Here is a 21,086-nt window from a genome sequence, read left to right on the forward strand (position 1 = left end):
TCAGGAGAAACCGTAGCGCGCCCGGATCAGCGGCGGCGAGGCTTCCGCTGACACTTCGGGCAGGAAAACGACGAACGATTCATGAATTGCTCGCGGATCAGCAGCGTGCCACAGCGATCGCACGGCTCGTCCACCCGCCCGTAGGCGGCCAGCGACCGGGAGAAATAGCCCGACTCGCCGTTCACGTTCACATACAGCGCATCGAAGGAGGTGCCGCCGACGGCCAGCGCCTCGTTCATCACCGCGGTGACACTGTCGAGCAGGATGCGCACCACCGGCCGGGTGAGGTCGGCGGCGATCCGGGTGCCGTGCAGCCCGGCCCGCCACAGCGCCTCGTCGGCGTAGATGTTGCCGATACCCGACACGACGGTCTGGTCGAGCAGCACCCGCTTGATCTCGGTGTTCTTGGCGCGGATCTTCGCGACGACGGCTTCGCGGTCGAAGCGCGGATCCAGCGGATCACGGGCGATGTGGGCGACCGTGTCCGGGACGACGGTGCCGTCGACCTCGACGAGGTCGGCCAGCGCCCAGCCGCCGAAGGTGCGCTGATCGACGAACCGCAGCTCGCTGCCGTCACCGAGGGCGGCGCGAATGTGCGCGTGCTTCTCGACGGGGGCGCCCGCGGGCTGCACCAGCATCTGACCGCTCATCCCCAGATGGACGACCAGCGCGGTATCGGGTTCGTCGAAGGTGAGCCACAGGTACTTGCCGCGACGCTGCGCGCTCTCGATCTTCAGCCCGGTGAGACGGGCCGCCAAATCGACACCACCCGCGATGTGCCTGCGCACTGCTCGCGGGTGGGTGACGGTGACGGAATCGATGACACGACCGACCGCGTGCTCGGCCAGACCGCGCCGTACCACCTCGACTTCGGGCAGTTCGGGCACAGGTCAGATCTCGTCGGCGACGGATTCGTCGGTGAGTGCCTTGTAGGCGGTGCCTGCGGCCTTCTGCTCGGCTTCCTTCTTGGAGCGGCCGACACCCTGACCGTACGGACGACCGGCGATCACCGTGGTGGCGGTGAACTCCTTGTTGTGGTCAGGGCCGGTGGAGGTGATCTCGTAGCTGGGCACACCGAGTCCGCGTTCGGCGGTGAGCTCCTGCAGGCTGGTCTTCCAGTCGAGGCCTGCACCCATGCGTGGGCCGCGCTCGAGCAGTTCGGCGAACAGGCGAAGCACGACGCCACGGGCCACTTCGATGCCGTGCTCGAGATGCACCGCGCCGAGCAGGGACTCCATGCCGTCGGCGAGGATGCTCGGCTTGTCGCGGCCGCCGGTGAGCTCTTCGCCCTTGCCGAGCAGCAGGTACTGACCGAGTCCGCCGTCGCCGAGACCACGCGCCACCTCGGCGAGCGCGTGCATGTTCACCACACTGGCGCGCAGCTTCGCGAGCTCACCCTCGGACTTCTCGGGGTGCTCGGTGTAGAGGCGCTCGGTGATGCTGAGGCCGAGCACCGAGTCGCCGAGGAACTCGAGGCGCTCGTTGGTCGGCAGGCCGCCGTTCTCGTACGCGTACGACCGGTGCGTCAGCGCGAGGCGCAGCAGCTCCGGTCGTACGTCGACACCGAGGGCGGTGAGCAGGCTGGCGTGATCGGCCGAACCCGCTGTGTCTTTGCTGGCTGTCACGAATCAGACAGCAGAGGTGACCTGGCGGCCCTTGTAGGTGCCGCAGGACGGGCACGCGATGTGCGGGAGGGTCTTCTCACCGCAGGCACGGTTCGGGCAGGTGACCAGGGTCGGCGCGGTGGCCTTCCACTGGCTGCGCCGCGACCGGGTGTTGGAACGGGACATCCGGCGCTTGGGAACAGCCACGGCTACTTCTCCTCTGTGTTTTCGCTGACCACGTCGGCATCGTTTGCCACGGGAGCGGATCGGTCTGGGGTGGTGGAACCCTCAGCGGGGTCGCCGGTGCCGGGCGCCTCTGCGGCGAAACCCGCCAACTTGGCCCAGCGAGGGTCCAGTATCTCATGCCCATGATCAGGACCCGCAATCGCCATCCGCACACCGCACTCGGGGCACAGGCCCGCGCAGTCCGGGGTGCACAGCGGCTGCAGCGGAAGCTCCAGGCCGATGGCGTCGAGGATCACCGGCTCGAGATCGATGAGGTCGTCTTCCATGCGGTAGACCTCGTCGTCCTCGGTCGTCTGTTCGGTGGTGCTGTCCGGATACGCGAACAGCTCCGTCAGACGAATCTCCACCTGGTCGTCGAACGGTTCGAGGCAGCGCGAGCACTCCCCGACCGTCGGACCGGACGCCGTGCCGGTGACCAGCACGCCTTCCGAGACCGCCTGCAGCTGCAGATCGAGTTCCACCGCGGCGTCGGCCGGGATGGCGATCAGGTCAAGACCCAGCCGCTCATGGTCGGTGACGGTGCGACGCAGCTCCCGCATGGTTCCCGGCCGACGGCCGAGACTGCGGACATCCAGCACGAAGCCCGCGTCGGACACAGGACCACTGGTCTTGTGCGGACGCGACGGCGAACCGGAAGCGGCGGGCATCACTGACTCACTTACTTCTGAGGGGATTTGGGCAACCACTCAACAGTACGGCAGGACCCCGTCGGAACTCAAAACGCGGACGCGCTCAGCGCCGGTGGTCGGCGGCGTATTCGGGATATTCGGGCGCCGGACCGCCGCGCATGTGCTGGCGGCCGCGGGTGATCGTGCGGCGGGCGGTGGCCAGCGTCTCCCCGAGCGCGGCGAGCTTGCCGTCGAAATCGGCCATCTGCTCGTCGACGTAGTCGTCGCATTCGGCGCGGACCCGGTCGGCCTCGCCCTGGGCGCCGTCGATCAGGCGCGCCGACTCGGCGTGCGCGGCCCGCACGACCTCGGTCTGGGCGACCAGCCTGGCCTGTTCGGCCTTGCCGTCGGCGACCGAGCGCTCGTAGGAGTCCTTGCCCGCCTGGATCGCCCGGTCGGCGTCGATCTGGGCGCGGCCGGTGAGCTCGTCGTATTCGGCGTTGCCGTCGGCGATCACCTGATCGGCCTCGGCCTGCGCGGTCGCGACCAGGCGGTCGGCGTGCGTTGTCGCCTCGGCGACCATCCGGTCGGCGTGCGCCTTGGCGTCGGCGAGGATGCGGTCGGCCTCGGCGCGTGCCTTCTCGATGGTGGTGCTCGCCTGTTCGTTGGCGGAGGTCACCGTGGCCTCGGCACCGGTGCGGGCGTCGCCGACGATCTTGTCGCGGTGGTCGAGGACGTCCTGGGCGTCGTCGAGCTCACCGGGCAGGGCGTCGCGGACGTCGTCGAGCAGTTCGAGGACATCGCCGCGGGGCACGATGCAACTGCGGGTCGGCGGGATGCCGCGCGCCTCTTCGACGATGGCGACCAGCTCGTCGAGTGCTTCGAATACGCGATACATGCTCACTACCCTCCTGCCGACTAACGGCGCAACCACTACCGCCGTGGCCCAGTCTGCCTGCCTGCGGCGCGTGTTCCGAATGTCGTCGCGGTGTGTCGCGACAGTGTCCTAGATCGCACAGATATCAAGTGGAGTGAACCCCTCCACTTCCGCTACCATCGGGAGGCACGACAACGCCCTCCGCCGGGAAGCACTGCACGTTTTCACCTGTTGTACTCCTCGACGCTCGTTCATTGCGATCGGAGTCGATCATGACCGTTCTGGAAACACCGCGAAGCGCGGTGTCGCATGTCGCGGGCATGTTCACTCCCTGGATCGGTCCGTACCCCGTGTCCGTGCCCGTGGCGAGCGAGCCGGCGCCCACGCTGCGTCCGCAGGTCGACCGGGCGCTGGTCTACCTGCGCGGTGACCGCGCGCTTCCCCAGCTCATCCGCTTCGCCCTGGTCGGCGGATTCAGCAATGTCGCCTACGTGCTGCTGTTCTTCGCCATGCACGGCGTCGGACCGCTGATCGCCAATGTGGCCGGCTCGGTCGTCAGCACGGTCATCGCCAACGAACTGCATCGCCAGCTCACCTTCCACGCCGCCGACCGCGTCACCTGGTTCACCGCGCAATGGGAGGGCGGCGGGCTCGCGCTGCTCGGTTTGGGCATCACGACGGCGGGCCTTGCCGCACTGGGCGTGTGGGCCCCCGGCCTGGGCGACAGCGTCCAGGCGCTGGCGGTCCTGGCCATCACCGCGGCGGTCGGCGGAATGCGTTTTCTCGCCCTGCGCGGCTGGGTCTTCTAGGCGCGACGTTCGGCCAGGCGGTCGAGCAGGCGCTTGTGCACGGCGGGGGGCAGCATGTCGCTGACGTCGCCGCCGAGGGCCGCGACTTCCTTGACCAGTGAGCTGGACAGGAAGCTCAGCGACGGGTTGGTGGCGATGAAGAAGGTGTCGACGCCGGCCAGCTTGTGGTTCATCTGGGCCATCTGGAGTTCGTAGCCGAAGTCGCCCGCGTCGCGCAGGCCCTTGACGATCGCGGTGACGCCCTCCTGCTTGGCGAAGTCGACCGTCAGGCCCTGCCAGGACGCGACACGCACGTTGGGCAGGTGGGCGACCGATTCGCGCAGCAGTTCCATGCGCTCCTCGACGGTGAACATGCCCTGTTTCTTGGGGTTCACATTGACGGTGATGATCACCTCGTCGAACTGCGCGGCCGCGCGGGTGAACACGTCGAGGTGACCGTTGGTGACCGGGTCGAAGGAGCCGGGGCACAGTGCTGCAGCCATGGGTCAGACGCTAGCACCGAATTCGGCGAGCTCGATTCTGGTCTCCCCGTATTTGCGCGGCTTCAGCGGCGCATAGCCTGTGGGCCAGGCGATTTCGGGTGAGCGAATGGATCGCTCGACGATCACCAGCGCGTCCGGTGCGAGCCAGCCGTTGGCCGCCAGCGCGGTGAGGTCGGCGAGCACGTCCTCGGTGCTCACGTCGTATGGCGGGTCCGACAGGACCAGGTCGTAGGCGGCGGGCGCTGGGTGCGCCAGCACCGAGGCGACCGTGCCGAGGCGCAGTTCGGCACCGGGCAGGCCGAGCTCGGCGATATTGGCGCGCACGATCGCGGCCGCCTTGCGGTCGGCCTCGATCAGCAGAGCGTGCGCGGCGCCACGCGACAGCGCCTCGAGACCGAGCGCGCCCGACCCCGCGTACAGGTCGACGACCCGGGCACCGTCGAGGTCGAGGCGCGCGTCGATGGCGCTGAACAGGGCTTCCCGCACCCGGTCCGAGGTGGGCCTGGTACCGGCGGGCGGCACCTTCAGCCGCCGCCCGCCTGCCGTGCCCGCGACGATGCGCGTCATTCCGACTCGCGCGCAGCCAGTTCCACCAGCAGATCGCCGCCCTCGACCTGCTGCACCTTCGCGGTCGCGATCCGGCCGACGATGCCGCCGCGCGGCGCGGTGATGGCCGCTTCCATCTTCATGGCCTCGATGGTGCCGACGGTGTCGCCCGCGTGGATCTCGTCGCCCTCGGACACCGCCAGAGTGACGACACCGGCGAACGGTGCGGCGATGTGGCCCGGGTTGTTCTTGTCCGCCTTCTCCGCGGCCGGAACCTCCGAGGCGATGGACCTGTCGCGCACCGCGATCGGGCGCAGCTGCCCGTTCATGATGCACATGACGGTGCGCATGCCCTTCTCGTCCGGCTCGGAGATCGCCTCGAGGCCGATGAGCAGGGTGACGCCCTTCTCCAGCTGCACGCGGTGTTCCTCGCCGCGGCGCAGACCGTAGAAGAACTGGTTCTCCGACAGACCGGTGGTGTCGCCGTACTTCTCTCGATGCGCCTGGAATTCGGAGGTCGGGCCGGGGAACAGCAGGCGGTTGAGGGTGTCGCGACGTTCCTGCGAGGAACCGTCGAGGCCCTTCTGATCCGCCGGGGTCAGCGGGGTCTCCGGCTTGGGTTCGTTGCGTCCGGCCAGGGCCTTGCTGCGGAACGGCTCCGGCCAGCCACCGGCCGGGGTGCCGAGTTCACCGCGCAGGAAACCGATCACCGAATCCGGAATGTCGTAGCGGCCCGGATCGGCGGAGAAGTCCTCGATATCGACACCGGTACCGACCAGCGCCAACGCCAGATCACCGACGACCTTCGACGACGGGGTCACCTTGACCAGACGACCCAGCAGGCGGTCGGCGGCGGCGTACTTGGCTTCGACTTCCTCGAACCGGTCGCCCAGGCCCAACGCGATCGCCTGCTGGCGCAGGTTCGACAGCTGACCACCCGGGATCTCGTGGGTGTACACGCGACCGGTCGGCGCGGGCAGACCCGACTCGAACGGCGCGTACACCTTGCGCAGCGCCTCCCAGTACGGCTCGAGATCGCACACGTTCTGCAGGTTCAACCCGGTATCACGCTCGGTGTGCGCGGCCGCGGCCACGATCGCCGACAGAGCGGGCTGCGAGGTGGTGCCCGCCATCGCCGCGGACGCACCGTCGACCGCGTCCGCACCGGCCTGCCATGCCGCCAGGTAGGTGGCGAGCTGACCGCCGGGAGTGTCGTGGGTGTGCACGTGCACCGGCAGGTCGAAGTTGCTGCGCAGCGCGGTGACCAGCTTCGCCGCGGCGGGAGCGCGCAGCAGGCCCGCCATGTCCTTGATGGCGAGCACATGCGCGCCGGCGTCGACGATCTGCTCGGCCAGCTTCAGGTAGTAGTCGAGGGTGTAGAGCGTCTCGTTCGGATCCAGCAGGTCACCGGTGTAGGACAGCGCGACTTCGGCGATGGCCGTACCGGTTTCGCGCACGGCGTCGATCGCGGGGCGCATCTGGTCGACATTGTTGAGCGCGTCGAAGATACGGAAGATATCGATACCGGTCGTCGCGGCCTCGGACACGAACGAGCGGGTGACCTGCTCCGGGTACGGCGTGTAGCCGACGGTGTTGCGGCCACGCAGCAGCATCTGCAGACAGATGTTGGGCACCGCTTCACGCAGGGCGGCCAGCCGCTCCCACGGGTCCTCGTGCAGGAACCGCAGCGCCACATCGTAAGTCGCGCCACCCCACGCCTCGATCGAGAGCAGTTCGGGGGTCAGGCGGGCGACATGCCCGGCCACACCGAGCAGACCGTTGGTCCGCACGCGGGTCGCCAGCAGCGACTGGTGCGCGTCACGGAAGGTGGTGTCGGTGACGCCGAGCGCCTTCTGCTCACGCAGCGCCCGCGCGAACCCCTCGGGCCCGAGGGTGAGCAGCCGCTGGCGCGACCCGTCCGGCGGCGCCACCGTCATATCGACAGCGGGCAGCTTGTCGTACGGGTACACCGTGGTCGGGCGGTCACCGTGCGGCTTGTTGACGGTGACATCGGCCAGGTAGCTCAGGATCTTGGTGCCACGGTCGGCCGAGCCGCGCGAGGTCAGCAGTTCGGGACGCTCGTCGATGAACGAGGTGGTGACCCGGCCCGCCTGGAAGTCGGGATCGTCGAGCACCGACAGCAGGAACGGGATGTTGGTCGTGACGCCACGGATACGGAACTCGGCCAGCGCGCGACGGGCGCGGGCTGCCGCTGCGGGCAGGTCGCGACCACGGCAGGTCAGCTTGACCAGCATCGAGTCGAAGTAGGCGCCGATCTCCGCGCCCAGGTTCGCGCCGCCGTCGAGACGGATGCCCGCGCCGCCGGGGGTGCGGTAGGCGGTGATGCGGCCGGTGTCGGGACGGAAGCCGTTGGCCGGATCCTCGGTGGTGATACGGCACTGCAGCGCGGCGCCACGGATGGACACCTTGTCCTGGCTCAGGCCGAGGTCGGCGAGGGTCTCGCCGGAGGCGATCCGCAGCTGCGACTGCACCAGGTCGACATCGGTGATCTCCTCGGTCACCGTGTGCTCGACCTGGATCCGCGGGTTCATCTCGATGAACACGTGCTTGCCACGCTCGTCGAGCAGGAACTCGACCGTGCCCGCGTTGCTGTACCCGATCTGGCGGGCGAAAGCCACGGCGTCGGCGCAAATGCGTTCCCGCAGTGCGGGATCCAGGTTCGGGGCGGGCGCGAGCTCGATCACCTTCTGATGACGGCGCTGCAGCGAGCAGTCCCGTTCGAACAGGTGCATCACATTGCCGTGCTGGTCGGCCAGAATCTGCACCTCGATGTGGCGCGGGTTCACCACCGCCTGCTCGAGGAACACCGTCGGATCACCGAACGCCGACTCGGCCTCCCGCGAGGCCGCCTCGATCGACTCGCGCAACTGCTCCGGCGCGGCGACCCGGCGCATACCGCGACCACCACCACCGGCCACAGCCTTGACGAAGATCGGGTACTCGAACTCCTGCGACGCGGCCAGCAGCGCGTCGATGTCGGCACTGGGCTCGCTCGACTTCAACACCGGCAGCCCGGCAGCCTTGGCCGCGGCGATGGCGGTGGCCTTGTTACCGGCCATCTCGAGCACCGAGGCCGAGGGACCGATGAAGGTGATGCCCGCACGCTCACAGGCCGCGGCGAGATCGGGATTCTCCGACAGGAAGCCGTAACCGGGGTAGATGGCGTCGGCGCCCGCCGACTTGGCCGCGTCGATGATCGCCTCGATCGACAGGTACGCCCGGACCGGGTGCCCTTCCTCGCCGATCTGATACGACTCGGCCGCCTTCAGCCGGTGCACGGAGTTGCGGTCCTCATGGGGGAACACCGCGACCGTTCCGATGCCGAGTTCGTATGCCGCGCGGAAGGCGCGAATGGCGATCTCACCACGATTGGCGACCAAGACTTTCGAGAACATTCGACCACGGTACCCGGCCGTGACCGCGCGACCGACACGCAAGGTGCCTTCGCAGCAATCTTCACATCGCACACCCGCCCACCTGCGAAGTTGCGTTCATCCGGCCGTCACATCTCACCGCGGCGACCGGTCGGCGGTGCGCCCGCAACGCGCAGGTCACGCCGGGTGCACCGGCAGGGCGGTAGCTGTCACCGCCGGCGAGGCCCTATGCTGAGTGATGCAGCTGGTTCGCCTGCGCGGTGGAAGAGTCGGAGCCCCGACCTCCCGCGCCGGCGTCGAAACCCGGGCACGCGTCGCCGCGCGCCGGGTGAAGAGGGAACCCGGTGAGAATCCGGGACTGTCCCGCAGCGGTATGCAGGAACGACCGCCGTCAACAGCACTGGGCACGATGCCTGGGAAGCGACGGCCAGTAGGTCGGTCGAACACACGACCGGTGCCAGCGAGTCCGAAGACCTGCCGACTGTGCCGGATACGCCGTATCCGGCGGCCACCGCCTCGTGGATCGGGCGCGCTGACCACCTGTGCCGACCTGTCGCGTCTTCGCGGCGGGTCCCTCCGGTGTCGGCGGCTGCCCGCGGTAAGGCGACGGCTCTCCCTGCACGACACTGGAGAATCTCCGTGACTGTTTCGCACTCTCCGTTCACCGCAACGGTTCTCGGCCTGCCACGGGTCGGCCCGAACCGGGAACTCAAGCGCGCCACCGAGGCCTACTGGGCGGGCCGCGTCGATGCCGAACACCTGCACGCCGTCGGCCGCGAGCTGCGCCGGGCGCAGTTCGCCGAATTGCAGGCGGCCGGACTGGATTCGGTGCCGGTCGGCACCTTCTCCTACTACGACCAGATGCTCGACACCGCTGTCCTGCTCGGCGCGCTACCGCCCCGCGTGGCCGCGATCGCCGACCCGCTCGACCGCTACTTCGCGGCCGCGCGCGGCACCGACACCGTCGCCCCGCTGGAAATGACCAAGTGGTTCGACACCAACTACCACTACCTGGTGCCCGAGATCGACGCGGCCACCACGTTCTCCCTGCACCCCGAGAAGCTGCTGGCCGAACTGGCCGAGGCGATCGAACTCGGCGTGCAGGCGCGGCCGGTGGTGATCGGCCCGCTCACCTTCCTGAAGCTGGCCAAGGCGGCCGACAGCAACGCCCTCGATCGGCTGCCCGAGCTGATCGCGCTCTACGGCGACCTGCTGACCCAGCTGGCCGACGCGGGCGCGCAGTGGGTGCAGATCGACGAGCCGGTGCTGGTCACCGACCTCACCGAGGCCGAGCTCGCCGCCGTCCGCGAGACCTACACCGCGCTGTCGCGCGTGCCGCAGCGGCCCGCGATCCTGGTCGCGACCTACTTCGGGCATCCCGACGCGGCACTGGGCGCCCTCGCCGACACCGCCGTCGACGGCATCGCGGTCGACTTCACCGCGGGCACGAAGCTCGCCGACATCGCGGTGCTGCCCGCGCTGGCAGGCAAGCTGCTCGTCGCCGGTGTCGTCGACGGACGCAACATCTGGCGCACCGATCTCGACGCCGCGCTCGGCACGCTGGGCGCCCTGCTCGGCAGCGCCGCTTCCGTGGCCGTGTCGAGCTCGTCCTCGCTGCTGCACGTGCCGTATTCGCTGACCCCCGAGACCGGGCTCGACGAGCGGCTGCGGTCGTGGCTGGCCTTCGGCGCCGAGAAGGTCGCGGAGGTGCGCGTCCTCGCCACGGCCCTGACCACGGGCACCGACGCCGTTGCCACCGAGCTGGCCGCGGCCCGCGACGCCGCCGGATCCCGCCGGACCGACCCCCGCCTGCACAACGAGCAGGTGCGGGCCCGGCTGGCCGGACTCGGCGAGGGCGATCTGAACCGGCTCCCGGCCGACGAGCGCCGGGCGCTGCAGCGCGATCACCTCGATCTGCCGCTGTTGCCGACCACCACGATCGGCTCGTACCCGCAGACCTCGGCGATCCGGCTGGCTCGCGCCGCGCTGCGCAAGGGCGAGATCGACGAGGCCGAGTACGTGCGCCGGATGCGGGCCGAGATCGCCGAGGTGATCACGCTGCAGGAGAAGCTGGGCTTGGACGTGCTGGTACACGGCGAGCCCGAACGCAACGACATGGTGCAGTACTTCGCCGAACTCCTCGACGGCTTCGCCGCCACCGAGAACGGCTGGGTGCAGTCCTACGGCACCCGCTGCGTGCGTCCGCCGATCCTGTTCGGCGACGTCTCGCGCCCGGAGCCGATGACGCTGTCGTGGATCGGCCACGCCCAGTCGCTGACCAGCAAGCCGGTCAAGGGCATGCTCACCGGCCCGGTGACGATCCTGGCGTGGTCGTTCGTCCGCGACGACCAGCCGCTGGGCGAGTCGGCGCGTCAGGTCGCACTGGCGATCCGCGACGAGACGGTCGACCTGGAAGCCCAGGGGACCCGGATCATCCAGGTCGACGAGCCCGCCCTGCGCGAACTGCTGCCGCTGCGCGCGGCGGATCAGCCCGCCTACCTGCGGTGGTCGGTGGACTCGTTCCGGCTCTCGACCGCCGGTGTCGCCGACACCACCCAGGTGCACACCCACCTGTGCTACTCGGAGTTCGGTGAGGTGATCTCGGCGATCGCAGGCCTGGACGCCGATGTCACCTCGATCGAGGCGGCGCGCTCGCACATGGAGGTCCTCGACGACCTGAACGCGGCCGGTTTCGCGCTCGGGGTCGGCCCCGGTGTCTACGACATCCACTCCCCGCGGGTGCCCTCGGTCGAGGAGATCACCACCTCGCTGGCCGCCGCGCTGAAAGCGGTGCCCGCCGAACGGCTCTGGGTGAACCCCGACTGCGGTCTCAAGACCCGTGGCCCGGCGGAGGTCGAGGCGTCGCTGCGCAACCTGGTGACGGCGGCGGCCGCACTGCGCTGAGCGGACCGCTGCCCCGGACGGGGCGAATCCGTCCGGGGCGGCGAGTCCCGCCTGCCACCGCCGTCTCCCTTCGCACGTTACGCACCAGTAGTCACAGGTAAATTCCCTTGCAGGACTGGACTTCTCCCAGGACAATCGCCATTTCGAGCGAACATTGCAAACCCGGAGAGTTAGGATCTCGGCGTGCGGAAGATGTACGCGGGGGCCAGGCTACGACGGCTGCGTGAAGAACGACGGATGACTCAGGCGGCGCTCGCGAAATCGCTGGATCTCTCCCCCAGCTATCTCAATCAGCTCGAGCGCGATCAGCGCCCGCTCACCATTCCCGTTCTGCTGAAACTGAACTCGACCTTCGATCTGGACGTGCAGTTCTTCGCCGCCGACTCCGACGCGCGCCTGGTCTCGGATCTGCACGAGGTGCTCGTCGAAGCCGCGGGGGGCGGCGACACCGCGCCGATCACCGAGGTCGAGGAACTCGCGACCCGGCTCCCCGAGGTCGCGCGGATCGTCATCGCCATGCACCGAAGGTTGCGCGCGGCCACCGATCAGCTCGATCTGCTGTCGTCACGGGTCGACACGCCCAGCGGCGCGCCGGGCACCCCCATGCCGTACGAGGACGTGCGGGACTTCTTCTACGACCACCGCAACCACATCTCCACCCTCGATCACGCGGCCGAGCAACTGTTCGAGGAATCCGGCCTCAGCATCGGCTCGCTGGATCGCCAGCTGGCCAGGATCGCCGAGGAACGCGCCGGCGTCACCGTGCTGGTCCGCGGCGACGGCGCCGACCCGACCATCCCGAAACGCCATTACGACCCCGACACCCGCACACTCACCCTCGCCAGGCGGCTGCGTCCCGGCCAGCGTGCCTTCCAGATCGCCACCACCCTCGGCCTGCTGCTCTACGGTCGCGAGATCGACAATGTGCTCGCCGAGTCCAGGGGGCTCACCGGCGAATCCCGCACCCTGGCCAGGGTGGGGCTGGCCAACTACTTCGCGGGCGCGCTGATCCTGCCCTACGGGCGGTTCCTCCGGTCGGCCGAGGAATTGCGCTACGACGCCGACCTGCTCGCCCTGCGGTTCGAGGTCGGTTTCGAGACGGTCTGCCACCGGCTCAGCACCCTGCAACGCCAGGGTCAGCGTGGTGTCCCGTTCTTCCTGGTCCGTACGGACCGGGCGGGCAACATCTCGAAACGCCAGTCCGCCACCGCGTTCCATTTCTCCCGGGTGGGCGGCAGCTGCCCGCTGTGGGTCACCCACGAGGCGTTCGCGCATCCGGGCCGGATCCTCACCCAGATCTCGGAGATGCCCGACGGACGCCGCTACCTGTGGATCGCCCGCACAACCCCGGCCAGCCCCCAGGGGTTCGGGGCGGCGTCGAAGAACTTCGTCATCGGACTCGGCTGCGATATCGAATACGCCGACCGGCTGGTGTACTCCCAGGGTCTGCAGCTCGACGACCCGCAGGTGGCGGTCCCGATCGGGGCGGGCTGCAAGGTGTGCGAGCGGCCCTCGTGCCCGCAGCGCGCGTTTCCGCAGATCGGGCGGCCGCTGGCGGTGGCCGAGCACACCAGCACCGATCTGCCGTATCCGCGCCTGCCGCGCTGAGCGTCAGGACTTCGCGAGGTATTCGATGCGTTCGCCGTCGACGGCGGCGTCCATCATGCCCGCCAGGCCGGGGTGTTTCACCAGGCCGGGATCGTCGGCGACGACCTGCCTGGCCAGCTCCTGGGCCGCGGTGATCACCTCGAGGTCGTCGAGCAACGACAGCAGTCTCAGCGAGCGGGCGGTGCCGGATTGGGCGGCGCCGAGCACGTCACCCTCGCGGCGCTGGCGCAGGTCGAGCACCGAGAGTTCGAAGCCGTCGGTGGTCGCGGCGACCGCCTCCAGCCGGGCCATCGCCGTCCCGCCCGGGGCGGCGTCGGTGACGAGCAGGCACAGGCCGGGGTGCTTGCCACGGCCGATCCGGCCGCGCAGCTGATGCAGCTGACTGACGCCGAACCGGTCGGCGTCGACGATCACCATCACCGTCGCGTTCGGCACGTCGACACCGACCTCGACGACCGTGGTGCAGACCAGGACATCGATGGCGCCGTCGTTGAACTGCCGCATCACCTGGTCCTTCTCGTCGGCGGGCAGCCTGCCGTGCAGCAGGCCGACCCGGACTCCGGCCAGCGGTCCCGCGCTCAGCGTCTCGTACATGTCGACCGCCGCCTGGGTGGTCGGCCCTTCCTTCTCCTCCGCCGATTTCTTGCCCTTGGCCGGTGGGGCCTCGGGGTCCTCGCCGATGCGCGAGCACACCACGTACGCCTGCCTGCCCGCACCGACTTCCTCGAGGATGCGCTCCCACGCGCGCTCGACCCAGCCCGGATGCAGTTTGCGCGGAACGACTTTCGACACGATCGGCGAGCGGCCGCGCGGCAGCTGGGTGAGGGTGGAGGTCTCCAGGTCGCCGAGGGTGGTCATCGCGATGGTGCGCGGGATGGGGGTCGCGGTCATGACGAGCAGATGCGGACTGATGCCGCCTTTCGCCTTGGCCCGCAGCGCGTCTCGCTGTTCTACGCCGAAACGGTGCTGTTCGTCGACGACCACGAGGCCGAGGTCGAAGAACTCGACCGCGTCCTGGATGAGCGCGTGGGTGCCGATGACGATGCCCGCCTCGCCGGTCATCGCGTCCAGCAGCGCCGTCTTCTTCGCCGCCGCCGTCATCGATCCGGTCAGCAGCACCACCTTGGTGGACTGCTCGGCCGCCCCGAGCTCCCCGGCGGTGCCGAGGTCGCCGAGCATCGCGCGCAGCGACCGATAGTGCTGGGCGGCAAGGACTTCGGTCGGCGCGAGCAGCGCACACTGACGTCCGGAGTCGACCACCTGCAGCATCGCGTGCAGCGCGACGATCGTCTTGCCCGAACCCACCTCGCCCTGCAGCAGGCGGTGCATCGGGCGGGTGCGCGACAGGTCGGCGGAGATCTCGTCGATCACCTGCTGCTGACCCTCGGTCAGTTCGAACGGCAGCCGGTCGTCGAAGGCGGCGGCGATGCCGTCGGAGCTCGGCGGGCAGGCGGGGGCGGTGCGGCCCTCGACCTCGTGCCTGCGTTCGGCCAGCACCAGTTGCAGCGCCAGTGCTTCGTCGAAACGCAGCCGGTCCCTCGCCTTCTCGATGTCGAGCTTGTGCTCGGGCAGATGGATCAAGCGAAGCGCGGCGGACACCTCGAGGAGGTTGCGTTCCTCGCGCAGGTCGGCGGGCAGCGGGTCATCGATCGGGTCGAGCTGGTCGAGCACCTGGCGGATGCAGGCCAGCAGGTCCCAGCTCTGCACCTTCGCGGTCGCCGGATAGACCGGCACGAACTCGCGCTCGAAGAACGCCGCGTCCACTCCCCCCGCGCCTTTCGCGCTCTGCGCCAGACCGCGCAGCGCTCCGCTGCCGCGCACGGAGGTCAGTTCCTCGACGCCGGCCTCGGCCTTGTCTGGCAGGATCAGATAGTCCGGGTGCGAGAGGTTCCAGCGGTCGGGGCGCCACCAGTGCACGGTGCCCGACATCATCGCCCGCACACCCTCTTTCACCAGGTAGCGCACCTTGTCGCCGTTGAAGAAGGTGGCCTCGATCGGGCGCGCGGCGCCGGTGTCGAGCTGCACCTTCAGCAGCGAGCCGCGCCGGTTCTTCATCGGGCGCAGTTCGGTTTTGGTGATCCGGCCGATGACGGTGATGTGCGCGCTCTCCTCCGGTTCCTCCTCGGTGAGCGGCTGCCCCTGGGTGGCGTAGCGCGCCGGATAGTGGCGCAGCAGGTCCTCGACCGTGGTCATGTCGAAAGCCTCGGTCAGCCGGTCGGCCGCCTTCACGCCAAGCACGTGGTCGAGCCGGTCACTCAACGTCGCCATCACTCGACCCCTATCTGCACCAGATCCGCTTGCTGCCCACCGGAATACACCACGACCTCGACACCGGGGAAACCGGCCGTCACGTGATCGGCCAGGACCGCACCCAGTTCGGGGCCCGCGTCGGCACCCATCAGCAGTGTCACCAATTCGCCACCGAGACCGAGCATTCGATCCAGCAGGATGCGGCCCGCGCCGACCACATCCGGGTCGATCACCACCACGTCGTGCCCGACGAGGCCGAGTCCGTCGCCGGGCGAACACATTCCGACCATGGTCAAGGCGCGCACCCTGGCCGCCCGCAGCGCACCCCATCGCGTGGTCGCCGCCGCCTCCGACATCGCGAACGCGTCGTCGACCGCGATCCGCCCGCGATCATGGACCGCCAGCGCGGCCAGGCCCTGCACCATCGATGCGCTCGGCAGCAGCAGGACGTCACGTGACCCGTCGCGGGCGGCGACACCGGCGGCGACGAGCTCCTGCGCGGGCAGGGCGCCGTTGGGCAGGACCAGGACTTCCCGGTGCGGCATCGCGCGGATCGCGGTCAGCAGCGCGGTGGTGTCGAGCTGCCGGTCGCCGTGCAGCACCACCGCGCCCGCGTCTTCGAACAGGCGCGCGGCCGCCGCACCGGACGCCACGGCGAGGATGCCGCGGTCGGCGAGACCGCTTGGCCGCTGGGCCGGTACCGCGACATCCCGGTGGCCGTTGCCGTGCGGACCGGCGGCGGCGCGGTCCCGGTGGTCCTCGTGGCTCGCGCCGTGGGGCGCTGTCACCGCGAAACTCTCGATGCGGATGCCGGTGACGGTGCCGATCGCGAGTCCGGCTTCGATCGCCGCGCCCGCGTCGCGGCAGTGCACGTGGGCCGACCAGGTGTGGTCACCGTCGCCGACAACGACCACCGAATCGCCGAGGACGGCGAGGCGGTCGCGCAAGGTGCCCGCGGCCGTCTCGTCGGCCTGCGCGATCACGTACATGACCTCGAAGTGGGGGTCGGAGGATTGTTCGCGGTGGTCGACGTCGCCGCCGCGGTCACCGTCGGCGCGTTCGTCATTGCTTCGGCGCCGCGGCCCGTCGTCCTCGTGATCGCGGGTATAGCTGTGCCTGGCGGGGGCCTCGCCGCAGATCTGGGCCACGAGGCAGTCGAGCAGTACGAGCAGTCCCCGTGCTCCGGCGTCGACCACCCCGGCCGCGCGCAGGACGCCCAGTTGCGCGGGCGTCTCGTTCAGCGCACGCGCGGCACCGTCGGCGGCCGATTGGGCCACGGTGGGAAGGGCGGGGTCCGCCGATTCGGCGGCGGCGACCGCGGCGCGCTCGAGGACGGTCAGGATCGTGCCTTCGACCGGGGCGCTCAGTCCCGTGCGCACGAGCACCGCAGCCCGCTGCAACGCGGTTCGCAACCGTTCACCGGTCAGCGGGCCCGCGACGACCGCCTCGGCGATGCCGCGCAGCACCTGCGACAGGATGATCCCGGAGTTTCCCCGAGCACCGATCGTCGCTCCGCGCGCGAGCGCCTGCGCGACCAGATGTGCCGACAGGCCATCACCCGCGGCCCCTGACACGGCCCGCTCAGCGGTGGCGACCGCCGCCCGCACGGTGGCGAGCATGTTCGTTCCGGTGTCGGAGTCGGCGATGGGGAACACATTGAGCGCGTCGATCTCGGCGCGGCGTAGTTCCAGGTCGGTGCGGCAGGTTCGGGCCCAAGCCAAAAGATCGGCGCCGTCCAGCGCCTCCCGCACGTGCGACACCGCCACCTCGCTCCCCGTTCTACGTGCCCGCGCGCCGGGCATCGCACGCCAGGTTAGCGGCAGCGGCCGACAGCGGTATGCTGACCGTGGACGGGCCCGGCATCCGGGCCGTGCCCGGCGTGTCGACCGGGACACCCGGTTTGGAAGATCATGGCCCGGCCAGCTACCCTTGCAGGGTTGCCTCGTGCGGCCCATCCGGTCTGCGCTGGCCGACGCAAGTCGGCAAGGCATTTTGACGACATCAGTTTCCGGTTCAGCGGGCATACGTGCGCCGCTGTCCGCTTATGACATGAAGGAGCTCGCGACATGGCTGCCGTTTGCGACGTCTGCGCCAAGGGCCCCGGTTTCGGGAAGTCGGTCTCGCACTCGCACCGGCGCACCAACCGTCGCTGGAACCCGAACATCCAGACCGTGCGTGCGCAGGTTGCCCCTGGCAACACCCGCCGGATGAACGTGTGCACCTCCTGCCTGAAGGCGGGCAAGGTCGTTCGCGGCTGATTCTCAGCCCGTACATTCTGCCGACAGTGCCCCGGCACCCCGCGTGGGTGATCCGGGGCTTTGTCGTCGATGGGGGCCGAGGTGCCTGACTGGCGGATCGAGGCACTGACCGGCGAGCGCGTCACCGCACTGGCCGCCTGCCACATCGCGAGCTGGCGCGAGGCCTACGACGCCCTCGTCCCCGGGCATGTGCTCGCCGGATTCGACCTCGAACGCTCCGCCGCCATCTGGGAACGCCGCCGCACCGACGGGACCCACCGGCTGCCGATCGCGCTGGCCGGTGACCGGCTGATCGGTTTCGCCGCCGCGACCGACACCGAACTGGAAGCCCTCTACGTCCGCGCGGCGTGGCACGGCACCGGCGTCGCCGACGCCCTGATCGACGCCGCCGCGCCGGGTTCACCGTGCACGCTGTGGGTGTTCGGCGACTATCCACGCGCCCATGCCTTCTATCGCAGGCACGGCTTCGCCGACACCGGCGTCCGCCGGGTCGACCCGTTCACCCTGCTGCCCGAACAGTTGTGGCGCCGCGGCCTCAGCCGGGCCGTGGACTATCCGTAGGTGGTTCAGGGCGAGAGCATCTCGACGAGGAACGCAGTGAGCCGCCTCGTGTCGGTGCCGTCGACATCGAGGGGCGGCACAAGGTCGGCGACGCTGAAACCGATGAGCCCGGCACCGGAGAGCGCTGGACGGAGAAGCAGGGCGAGCGTTTCGTAGTCGATACCGCCGCCCTGGGGATAGGTGACCGCCGTGAGGACCTTCTCATCCAGGACGTCGACGTCGAGGTGGACCCAATAGCGGCCGATCTTATCGGCGCGCTGCGCAATGTCGGCGCCGACCGCGGTCGCGTCACGCCGCCTCAGCTCGTCCGCTGCGATTCTCACGGTGCGCTTGTCGACGACACGCTCTTCGAGGCCGTCGCTGGGGCGGTAGCCAACGGCGATGACATCGCGGGGGCTGACGGTGGGTGGAGGACCGGCGAGGTCCACGATTCCAGGGGGACCGTGCCCGTAGCTGATGGCGAGGTCCATGTCGGCGCACTCGCCGGTCGGCGAGGTGCTGCCGTCCAGGGAGTCGAGGTGGCCGTCGAAGAATGCCAGACCAACCCGGCCCATGCTGAGGCGGGCACCCGCCAGCGCGCCGACGAGGAAGCTGCAGTCGCCGCCGACCACCAATGGCCGCAGCCCATCGGCGAGCTCGCCGCGGACCCGGTCCCGGACCCCCTCGCACGCGTCGCGGACCTGAGCGAAGCCGACGATCCCCGTCGCCGGGTCGCGACGCGCGTCGGTCAAGAGCGGATGCATATCGCCCCGGTCCGCAATCCCCAGACGGTCGACGAGCCCCGCCGCGCGCAGGGCATCGGGGCCTCGTTCCTCGCCCCGACCCCTCCCCGAGCAGTCCAGCGGCGATCCCAGCAGCGCCCAGCGCCTCCCACTCATCGCACCCACTCGCTGAGCCTCCGATCGAACGAAGGTGGCGGTCCGATCCTGCACTCGGCATCAATGCCGCTCAGCCGAGAATTGGCGGAGATTCCGCTACCGGATCAGTCTGGCATCACTCGGTGTGTGACGGTAGCCACGGGCGTGTTCGCGCTTCGGCCGCACAGCAACGCCACGCAGTGGCCGAAAACCGGCGTCCGCCGCATCGACCCTGCACACCCTGCTGCCCGAACAGTTGTGGTGCCGCGGCCCTCGCTAGGGTGACGAGATGAGTACCACCGAACCGGTCACCGCCGTCACCCTCGTCGACGGCGTGCTGCAGCTGACGATCGCCACCGCCGCGGCGGGCACCTCGATGAATTTCGACCTGGTCAATGAGGGCACCGAAGCTCTGCGCTCGCTCGATTCCGAGGTCGGCGCCGTGCTGCTGACCGGTGCGGGCGCCAATTTCTGCGCGGGCGGCAACGTCCATCACTTCGCCGGTGCCGACGACCGCGGCGCCTACCTGTACAAGCTGGCCGACGAGCTGCACGACTTCGCGCGCGCCCTGGCCGCCACCCCTGTCCCCGTCGTCGCCTCGGTGCACGGCTGGGCCGCGGGCGCAGGCATGAGCCTGGTGTGCGCCGCCGACATCGCCATCGGTGGCCCGTCGACCAAGCTGCGCCCCGCCTACCCTGGCATCGGCCTGAGCCCCGACGGCGGCATGTCCTGGCTGCTGCCCCGCATCGTCGGCGCGAGCCGTGCCAGGGAGATCCTGCTCACCGACGCCGTGATCGGCGCCGAGGAAGCCGTGCGCCTCGGCATCCTGAGCCGCACCGTCGCCGACGACGAGGTCCGCGCCGAGGCCCTGCGCGTCGCCCGGAGTTTCGTCACCGGCCCCCGCGCCACGTACTCGGCCATGAAAAAGCTGCTGGCCCAATCGCCAACGGCGACCCTGGACCAGCAGCTCGACGCCGAACGCGACAGCATCGCCGCCGCCGCGAACAACAGCACCGGCCGCGAAGGCGTCGACGCCTTCGTTGCCAAGCGCAAGCCCGATTACCTCGGGCTGAACTGAATCAGCCTCAGCAGGCTGCGCCGAGGGCGCTGAAGGTGTTCTGCAGCAGGCAGGTCACCTTCGCGTTCACGCCGGCGGAGATGGTGGAGGTGCCGGTGGAGGTCCATTCCTCACCGATCTGGCTGGTGGCCACCGGCGCGGCCTGCTCGTCGTAGGGCTCGAGCGCGAGCCCGGCCGCGTTGGCCGAGGCGGCGCCCGCGGTGAGGGCGGCGGCGACGGCGGCGGTCGCGACGGCAGCGCGAACGGTCGTGATGTGCATGCGGTTGTGCTCCTTCATCATTTTCTTCTGGTGCGGGCGACGCCCCGGGTCAGGGCAGCCGCCAATCGACTGGTTCGGCGCCGAGTTCGTCGAGCAGTTCGTTGACCCGGGAGAAGGGTCGCGAACCGAAGAAGCCCCGCGAAGCCGACAGCGGTGAGGGGTGCGCCGATTCGATATAGGGGATCTCGGCCTCGGTGAGGGTGGGTTTGAGCGAGCCCGCGTCGCGGCCCCACAGCACGGCGACCAGCGGTTCGTCCCGGGCGACCAGCGCCCGGATGGCCTGCTCGGTGACCGCTTCCCAGCCCTTGCCGCGGTGCGAGGCCGGGGTGCCGGGGGTGACGGTGAGCACCCGGTTCAGCAGCAGCACACCCTGATCCGACCACGGGCTCAGGTCACCGCAGCTCGGCGTATCGAAGCCGAGGTCCTTGCTGTACTCGGCGAAGATGTTGGACAGGCTGCGCGGCACCGGCGAAACATCCGGCGCGACAGAGAAACTCAGGCCCATGGCGTGGCCCGGCGTCGGGTAGGGATCCTGGCCGACGATCAGCACGCGCACCGCGTCGAACGGGCGCCGGAACGCGCGCAGCACGTTCTCCCCGGACGGTAGATAGCCGCGACCCGCGGCATTCTCCGCGCGCAGGAATTCGCCCATCTCGCTGATCCGGTCGGCGACCGGTTCCAGTGCCCGGGCCCAGCCCGGATCGATGATCTCCGACAGTGGTTTGGCACCCATGACCGCACAAC

The 21,086-nt window shown here is 69.7% G+C and carries 19 protein-coding genes and 1 riboswitch; of the genes, 6 read left to right on the top strand and 13 right to left on the bottom strand.

Annotated elements, in window-relative coordinates; translation table 11 throughout:
- Positions 1-26: 26 nt before the first annotated feature.
- From mutM to ACWF9G_RS20235, 5 genes are all read right to left on the bottom strand, one after another.
- On the bottom strand, positions 27-887 hold the full coding sequence (gene mutM, locus ACWF9G_RS20215; RefSeq protein ID WP_379304610.1) for a bifunctional DNA-formamidopyrimidine glycosylase/DNA-(apurinic or apyrimidinic site) lyase: 861 nt from the start codon (positions 885-887) through the stop codon (positions 27-29).
- Positions 888-890: 3 nt separating this feature from the next.
- A complete protein-coding gene (gene rnc, locus ACWF9G_RS20220; RefSeq protein WP_189024452.1) occupies positions 891-1,625 on the bottom strand; it encodes a ribonuclease III in 735 nt (244 codons plus the stop codon).
- A gap of 3 nt (positions 1,626-1,628) precedes the next feature.
- Entirely contained in the window at positions 1,629-1,811 is a 183-nt protein-coding gene (gene rpmF / locus ACWF9G_RS20225) for a 50S ribosomal protein L32 (protein WP_040708879.1), read from the bottom strand.
- Between the two features lie 2 nt (positions 1,812-1,813).
- Positions 1,814-2,497 carry a YceD family protein gene (locus ACWF9G_RS20230; protein WP_452517082.1) on the bottom strand — a complete coding sequence of 228 codons (684 nt, stop codon included), beginning with the start codon at positions 2,495-2,497 and terminating at the stop codon, positions 1,814-1,816.
- Between the two features lie 85 nt (positions 2,498-2,582).
- On the bottom strand, positions 2,583-3,356 hold the full coding sequence (locus ACWF9G_RS20235; protein WP_452517020.1) for a DivIVA domain-containing protein: 774 nt from the start codon (positions 3,354-3,356) through the stop codon (positions 2,583-2,585).
- Between the two features lie 251 nt (positions 3,357-3,607).
- Between ACWF9G_RS20235 and ACWF9G_RS20240 the strand changes: the two genes are divergently transcribed.
- Positions 3,608-4,144 carry a GtrA family protein gene (locus ACWF9G_RS20240; RefSeq protein ID WP_379304604.1) on the top strand — a complete coding sequence of 179 codons (537 nt, stop codon included), beginning with the start codon at positions 3,608-3,610 and terminating at the stop codon, positions 4,142-4,144.
- Here the strand turns inward: ACWF9G_RS20240 and coaD are convergent.
- Genes coaD through ACWF9G_RS20255 form a run of 3 tightly spaced genes read right to left on the bottom strand, consistent with a single transcriptional unit; the run spans position 4,141 to position 8,588 of the window.
- Positions 4,141-4,626 (bottom strand): pantetheine-phosphate adenylyltransferase, encoded by a 486-nt coding sequence (gene coaD, locus ACWF9G_RS20245; protein ID WP_189024460.1) that lies wholly within the window; start codon positions 4,624-4,626, stop codon positions 4,141-4,143. The genes ACWF9G_RS20240 and coaD overlap by 4 nt on opposite strands.
- 3 nt (positions 4,627-4,629) lie before the next feature.
- Positions 4,630-5,193: a 16S rRNA (guanine(966)-N(2))-methyltransferase RsmD gene (gene rsmD, locus ACWF9G_RS20250; protein ID WP_452517022.1), complete on the bottom strand. Its 564-nt coding sequence runs from the start codon at positions 5,191-5,193 to the stop codon at positions 4,630-4,632.
- Positions 5,190-8,588, bottom strand: a complete 3,399-nt coding sequence (locus ACWF9G_RS20255) for a pyruvate carboxylase (RefSeq protein ID WP_379304599.1) — start codon at positions 8,586-8,588, stop codon at positions 5,190-5,192. Before ACWF9G_RS20255 ends, rsmD begins: the two co-directional genes overlap by 4 nt.
- A gap of 259 nt (positions 8,589-8,847) precedes the next feature.
- Positions 8,848-9,063: riboswitch (cobalamin riboswitch) on the top strand.
- 143 nt (positions 9,064-9,206) lie between these two features.
- Between ACWF9G_RS20255 and metE the strand changes: the two genes are divergently transcribed.
- Positions 9,207-11,471: a 5-methyltetrahydropteroyltriglutamate--homocysteine S-methyltransferase gene (gene metE / locus ACWF9G_RS20260; protein WP_452517024.1), complete on the top strand. Its 2,265-nt coding sequence runs from the start codon at positions 9,207-9,209 to the stop codon at positions 11,469-11,471.
- A gap of 183 nt (positions 11,472-11,654) precedes the next feature.
- Positions 11,655-13,079: a short-chain fatty acyl-CoA regulator family protein gene (locus ACWF9G_RS20265; protein WP_189024468.1), complete on the top strand. Its 1,425-nt coding sequence runs from the start codon at positions 11,655-11,657 to the stop codon at positions 13,077-13,079.
- A gap of 3 nt (positions 13,080-13,082) precedes the next feature.
- On the opposite strand, the gene recG is transcribed toward ACWF9G_RS20265, so the two are convergent.
- Together recG and ACWF9G_RS20275 are read right to left on the bottom strand one after the other, a co-directional pair.
- Complete coding sequence (recG, locus tag ACWF9G_RS20270) at positions 13,083-15,347, bottom strand: ATP-dependent DNA helicase RecG (protein WP_379304595.1); 2,265 nt, start codon at positions 15,345-15,347, stop codon at positions 13,083-13,085.
- The gene (locus ACWF9G_RS20275) at positions 15,347-17,131 is read right to left on the bottom strand and encodes a DAK2 domain-containing protein (protein WP_452517026.1); all 1,785 of its coding nucleotides are present in this window, start codon (positions 17,129-17,131) and stop codon (positions 15,347-15,349) included. Before ACWF9G_RS20275 ends, recG begins: the two co-directional genes overlap by 1 nt.
- Positions 17,132-17,395: 264 nt before the next feature.
- Here ACWF9G_RS20275 and rpmB point away from each other — a divergent pair, with 264 nt between their 5' ends.
- Together rpmB and ACWF9G_RS20285 are read left to right on the top strand one after the other, a co-directional pair.
- The gene (gene rpmB / locus ACWF9G_RS20280) at positions 17,396-17,587 is read left to right on the top strand and encodes a 50S ribosomal protein L28 (RefSeq protein WP_011210730.1); all 192 of its coding nucleotides are present in this window, start codon (positions 17,396-17,398) and stop codon (positions 17,585-17,587) included.
- A gap of 81 nt (positions 17,588-17,668) precedes the next feature.
- Positions 17,669-18,148: a GNAT family N-acetyltransferase gene (locus tag ACWF9G_RS20285; RefSeq protein ID WP_379304593.1), complete on the top strand. Its 480-nt coding sequence runs from the start codon at positions 17,669-17,671 to the stop codon at positions 18,146-18,148.
- Positions 18,149-18,153: 5 nt separating this feature from the next.
- Here the strand turns inward: ACWF9G_RS20285 and ACWF9G_RS20290 are convergent, their stop codons facing one another.
- Entirely contained in the window at positions 18,154-19,026 is an 873-nt protein-coding gene (locus ACWF9G_RS20290) for an arginase family protein (RefSeq protein WP_452517084.1), read from the bottom strand.
- A gap of 268 nt (positions 19,027-19,294) precedes the next feature.
- Here ACWF9G_RS20290 and ACWF9G_RS20295 point away from each other — a divergent pair, with 268 nt between their 5' ends.
- Complete coding sequence (locus ACWF9G_RS20295; RefSeq protein ID WP_379304591.1) at positions 19,295-20,083, top strand: enoyl-CoA hydratase/isomerase family protein; 789 nt, start codon at positions 19,295-19,297, stop codon at positions 20,081-20,083.
- A 7-nt stretch (positions 20,084-20,090) separates the two neighbouring features.
- Here ACWF9G_RS20295 and ACWF9G_RS20300 read toward each other — a convergent pair whose 3' ends face one another.
- Both ACWF9G_RS20300 and ACWF9G_RS20305 read right to left on the bottom strand, forming a co-directional pair.
- Entirely contained in the window at positions 20,091-20,342 is a 252-nt protein-coding gene (locus ACWF9G_RS20300) for a hypothetical protein (RefSeq protein ID WP_378849454.1), read from the bottom strand.
- A 49-nt stretch (positions 20,343-20,391) separates the two neighbouring features.
- On the bottom strand, positions 20,392-21,075 hold the full coding sequence (locus ACWF9G_RS20305) for a uracil-DNA glycosylase (RefSeq protein ID WP_379304589.1): 684 nt from the start codon (positions 21,073-21,075) through the stop codon (positions 20,392-20,394).
- Positions 21,076-21,086 lie beyond the last annotated feature (11 nt).

The sequence above is a fragment of the Nocardia sp. NPDC055029 genome, assembly GCF_053608525.1.